Below are 4,114 nucleotides of genomic sequence, written 5' to 3'. Positions count from 1 at the left end.
CGCCTTTCGGCCAGCGAGGGCGTGGTCATCATGAAAGTGGGCCGTAATCTGGGCAAGATCCGCCGGGCGCTCGCTGCTGCCGGCCGGCTCGAAAAAGCCGTTTATGTCGAACGCGGCACCATGGCGCAGAGCCTGGCCCTGCCGCTAGCCGAGAAAACCGGCGACGAAGCGCCCTATTTCGCGCTCATCCTCGTGCCCGGCTGGAGCGAGCGGCCATGAGCGGAAAACTCGCCGTCATCGGCACCGGCCCCGGCAATCCGGACCAGACCACGCCCGAAGCCGCTGCCGCCATCGCCGCCGCTTCGGTGTTTTTCGGCTATGGGCCCTATCTCGACCGCCTCAGCCTGCGCCCCGACCAGCGCCGCGTTGCCTCCGACAATCGCGAGGAGCTGGCCCGCGCCCGCGAAGCGCTTGCGACCGCCGCCGGGGGCGAGCATGTCTGCGTGGTCTCGGGGGGCGATCCGGGGGTCTTCGCCATGGCCGCCGCCATCTGCGAGGCCATCGAGGCCGGTCCGCCCGCCTGGCGGGCGCTCGATCTGTCCATCGTGCCGGGCGTCACCGCCATGCTGGCCGTCGCCGCCCGCGCCGGCGCGCCGCTGGGACATGATTTCTGCGCCATTTCCCTCTCGGACAATCTCAAGCCCTGGCCGCTGATCGAGGCGCGCCTGCGCGCCGTGGCCGGAGCCGGCCTGGTCATCGCGCTCTATAATCCCATCAGCAAGGCCCGCCCCTGGCAATTGGGCACCGCCTTCGCCATCCTGCGCGAGGTTCTGCCCTGGAATACGCCGGTCATTTTCGGCCGCGCCGCCGGCCGGCCCGACGAGGCCATTGCCGTGGCGAGCCTGGCCGAGGCCGATGCCGGCCGCGCCGACATGGCCACCTGCGTCATTATCGGTTCGCCCGAAACCCGTCTTATCGAGCGGCCCGGCCTTGCCCCGCTGGTCTATTCGCCGCGCTCGGCAGGGAGTGTTTCATGAGCTGGCTCAGCATTGTCGGCATGGGCGAAGATGGGCTCGAGGGGCTTACCGAGCGCGCAAAGATCGCCATCGCCAATGCCGATTACGTCTTTGGCGGCCAGCGCCACCTCGAATTGGCCGCGCCCATCATCATGGGCGAGCCCCATGCCTGGCAAAGCCCGCTATCGCGCTCGATCGATTTCCTGCTCACGCGCAAGAGTTACGCCGTCTGCGTGCTCGCCTCGGGCGATCCTTTCCATTACGGCATCGGCGCCACGCTCAGCCGCCAGCTCGATGCCGGCGAGATGGCGGTCTATCCCCATCCTTCCGCCTTCAGCCTCGCCGCCGCAAGGCTGGGCTGGCCCGTGCAGGAGGTGGAGACGCTTTCCCTGCATGGCCGCCCGCTCGATCTCATCCGGCCGCATCTGCATCCGGGCGCCCGCATCCTGGCGCTGACCTCCGACGAGAACGGCCCGGCGGCGCTGGCGCAGTTGCTCACCCAGGCCGGCTTCGGCTTTTCCATCCTCACCGTGCTCGAAGCCCTGGGCGGCCCGCATGAAAAGCTGCGCTCGCAACTGGCCAGCCAGTTCGACCTCACCGATATTTCCCCGCTCAATCTGTGCGCCGTCAGCGTCGTCGCCCTGCCCGATGCGCGTATCCTGCCGCTGACGCCGGGGCGCGACATTTCGCTGTTCGAGCATGATGGGCAGATCACCAAGCCCGATATCCGCGCCCTCACCCTTGCCGCCCTCGCCCCGCGACGCGGCGAATTGCTCTGGGATATCGGCGCCGGTTCGGGGTCCATCGGCATCGAATTCATGCTGGCCCATCCCAGCCTCGCCGCCATCGCCATCGAGGCAGATCCCGTTCGCGCCGCCCGCATTGCCCGCAACGCCGCCGCAATGGGGGTGCCCGGCCTGCGCGTCGTCACCGGCGCCGCTCCCGAAGCCCTGACCGGGCTCGAAGCGCCCCATGCCATCTTCATCGGCGGCGGCGGCTCCGATCCGGGTGTCATCGACGCCGCCATCGTCGCCCTGCGCCCCGGCGGGCGTCTGGTCGCCAATGGCGTCACGCTGGAGATGGAGCAGGTGCTTTTGGCCCGGCATGCAGAGCGCGGCGGCAGCCTCACCCGCATCGCGCTCTCGCGCGCCGAGCCGCTGGGCGGCATGACCGGCTGGCGTCCCGCCCTGCCGATTACGCAATGGGTATGGGGGAAATGACCGTCCATTTCATCGGCGCCGGCCCCGGCGCGGCCGATCTGATCACCGTACGCGGGCGCGACCTGCTGGCGCGCTGCCCGGTCTGCCTTTATGCCGGCTCCATCGTGCCGCCCGACATGCTGGCCTGGTGCGGGCCAGACACCCGCCTCGTCGACACCGCCCCGCTCTCGCTCGATGAGATCGTGGCCGAATATGCCCGCGCCCATACAGCGGGCGAGGACGTGGCGCGCCTGCATTCGGGCGACCTGTCGATGTGGAGCGCGGTGGCCGAGCAGGTCCGCCGCCTTGAGGCGCTGGGCATTCCCTATACGCTGACGCCGGGCGTGCCGGCCTTTGCCGCCGCCGCCGCCGCGCTGGGCCGCGAACTGACCCTGCCCGGCACAGCGCAGAGCCTGGTTCTCACCCGCGTTTCCGGCCGCGCCTCGCCCATGCCGGCAGGCGAAAATCTTGCCGGCTTTGCGGCCACCGGCGCCACGCTGGCCCTGCATCTGGCCATCCACGCGCTGGATCGCGTCGTGACCGAACTCACCCCGCTTTATGGCGCCGATTGCCCCGTGACCATCGTCTTCCACGCCTCCTGGCCCGACCAGAAGATCATCTCCGGCACGCTGGGCGACATCGAAGCGCGCTTCGCCGCCGCCCCGGTCGAGCGCACCGCCATCATCTTTGTGGGCCGCACCCTCGCTACTGCCGATTTCCGCGACAGCGCCCTTTACGACCCCGACTATCAGCGCCGTTTCCGGGGCCGAGAGTAAAAGCTCGCCTCAGGGATAAAGCCGCTCGCTCCGCCATCCCGCGCCCTCACGGGTGAACCGCACGCGGTCATGCAGGCGGAACTCGCCGTCCTTCCAGAATTCGATGCTTTCCGGCAGCAGCCGGAAGCCGGACCAATGGGCCGGGCGCGGCGCCGGTCCCGCCCCGATTTTCGCGGTCAGCGCCGCCACCTCATCGAGCATGGTCTGGCGATTGGGCAAGGGGCGCGACTGGCGCGAAACGCTGGAGCCGATCTGGCTGCCCAGCGGGCGGCTGGCGAAATAGGCGTCGGCCTCCTCGGGGCGCACCACCTCCACCGGGCCGCGCATGCGGATCTGCCGGCGCAGCGACTTCCAGTGCATCACCATGGCGGCCTTGGGCTGGCCGAGCAATTGCCGGCCCTTTTCGCTCTCGAAATTGGTGTAAAAACAAAAGCCCCGCGCGTCGCGGCTGTTGAGCAGCACCATGCGCACATCGGGCAGGCCGGTTTCGTCCACGCTGGCCAGCGCCATGGCGTGGGGATCGTTGGGCTCGCTCTGTTTTGCCAGCGCAAACCAGTCCTCGAAAAGCGCGAAGGGATCGAGGCCGGAGCGGTCTTCGTCCCCGAAAAGGCGGTCGGTCAGCGTGTGAGGCATGGTAGGGTTCCGAAAAAGAGGCGCGGGCGCAGAACTGGACATTGCGAGGGGCGCTCGCCATATAGGACTGGAAACATGGGCATATCAACGCCTACCCTGATTGAATGGACCAAATGCGCGATCCCTACAGCGTGCTTGGGGTGCAACGATCGGCGAGCGAAAAGGACATCAAGTCCGCCTATCGCAAGCTGGCCAAGAAATATCACCCCGACCAGAACCCGGACGATCCCTCGGCGCAGGCAAAATTCGCCGAGGCGACCAATGCCTCGGACCTGCTCTGCAATGCCGAACAGCGCGGGCAGTTCGACCGTGGCGAGATCGATGCCGAGGGCAATCCCCGATTCGCCGGCTTCAATCCCGGCGGCGGCTTCGGGGGCGGCGCGCGGGGCGGCCGGGCCGGCGGCGGTCCCAGCGCGGGCAATTTTTCGGCCGAGGACATCCTCAAGGAATTCATGAGCGGCTTCGGTGGCCAGCCCCGTGGCGGCGCCGGTGCGGGCATGGGCATGGGTGGGGGCGGTCGCGGCGCCCAATGGGATCCCTTTGCCGGGGC

Annotated in this window: 5 protein-coding genes and 1 pseudogene; 5 read left to right on the top strand and 1 reads right to left on the bottom strand. The window is 68.6% G+C overall.

Features of this window, described 5'->3' with window-relative positions; translation table 11 throughout:
- The 4 genes and pseudogenes from VDP82_RS14835 to cobM form a co-directional block, all read left to right on the top strand.
- Positions 1–219, top strand: a pseudogene (locus VDP82_RS14835) (precorrin-2 C(20)-methyltransferase); the annotation flags it as partial.
- A complete protein-coding gene (locus VDP82_RS14830) occupies positions 216–977 on the top strand; it encodes a precorrin-3B C(17)-methyltransferase (protein WP_323015609.1) in 762 nt (253 codons plus the stop codon). The pseudogene VDP82_RS14835 and the gene VDP82_RS14830, both read left to right, overlap by 4 nt.
- A complete protein-coding gene (cbiE, locus tag VDP82_RS14825) occupies positions 974–2,176 on the top strand; it encodes a precorrin-6y C5,15-methyltransferase (decarboxylating) subunit CbiE (RefSeq protein ID WP_323015608.1) in 1,203 nt (400 codons plus the stop codon). The genes VDP82_RS14830 and cbiE overlap by 4 nt, the downstream gene beginning before the upstream one ends.
- Complete coding sequence (cobM, locus tag VDP82_RS14820; RefSeq protein ID WP_323015607.1) at positions 2,173–2,931, top strand: precorrin-4 C(11)-methyltransferase; 759 nt, start codon at positions 2,173–2,175, stop codon at positions 2,929–2,931. The genes cbiE and cobM overlap by 4 nt, the downstream gene beginning before the upstream one ends.
- A 9-nt stretch (positions 2,932–2,940) precedes the next feature.
- On the opposite strand, the gene pdxH is transcribed toward cobM, so the two are convergent.
- Positions 2,941–3,564: a pyridoxamine 5'-phosphate oxidase gene (gene pdxH / locus VDP82_RS14815; protein WP_323015606.1), complete on the bottom strand. Its 624-nt coding sequence runs from the start codon at positions 3,562–3,564 to the stop codon at positions 2,941–2,943.
- A gap of 113 nt (positions 3,565–3,677) precedes the next feature.
- On the opposite strand from pdxH, the gene VDP82_RS14810 reads away from it, so the two are divergent.
- Positions 3,678–4,114, top strand: a 437-nt coding sequence (locus tag VDP82_RS14810; RefSeq protein ID WP_323015605.1) for a DnaJ domain-containing protein, incomplete at its 3' end; no start/stop codon positions are given.

It is taken from the genome of Devosia sp. (assembly GCF_034675085.1).
Lineage (GTDB): Bacteria > Pseudomonadota > Alphaproteobacteria > Rhizobiales > Devosiaceae > Devosia.
The sequence above is the reverse complement of the archived record's forward strand: the minus strand, read 5'-3'. Positions and strand labels throughout refer to the sequence as shown.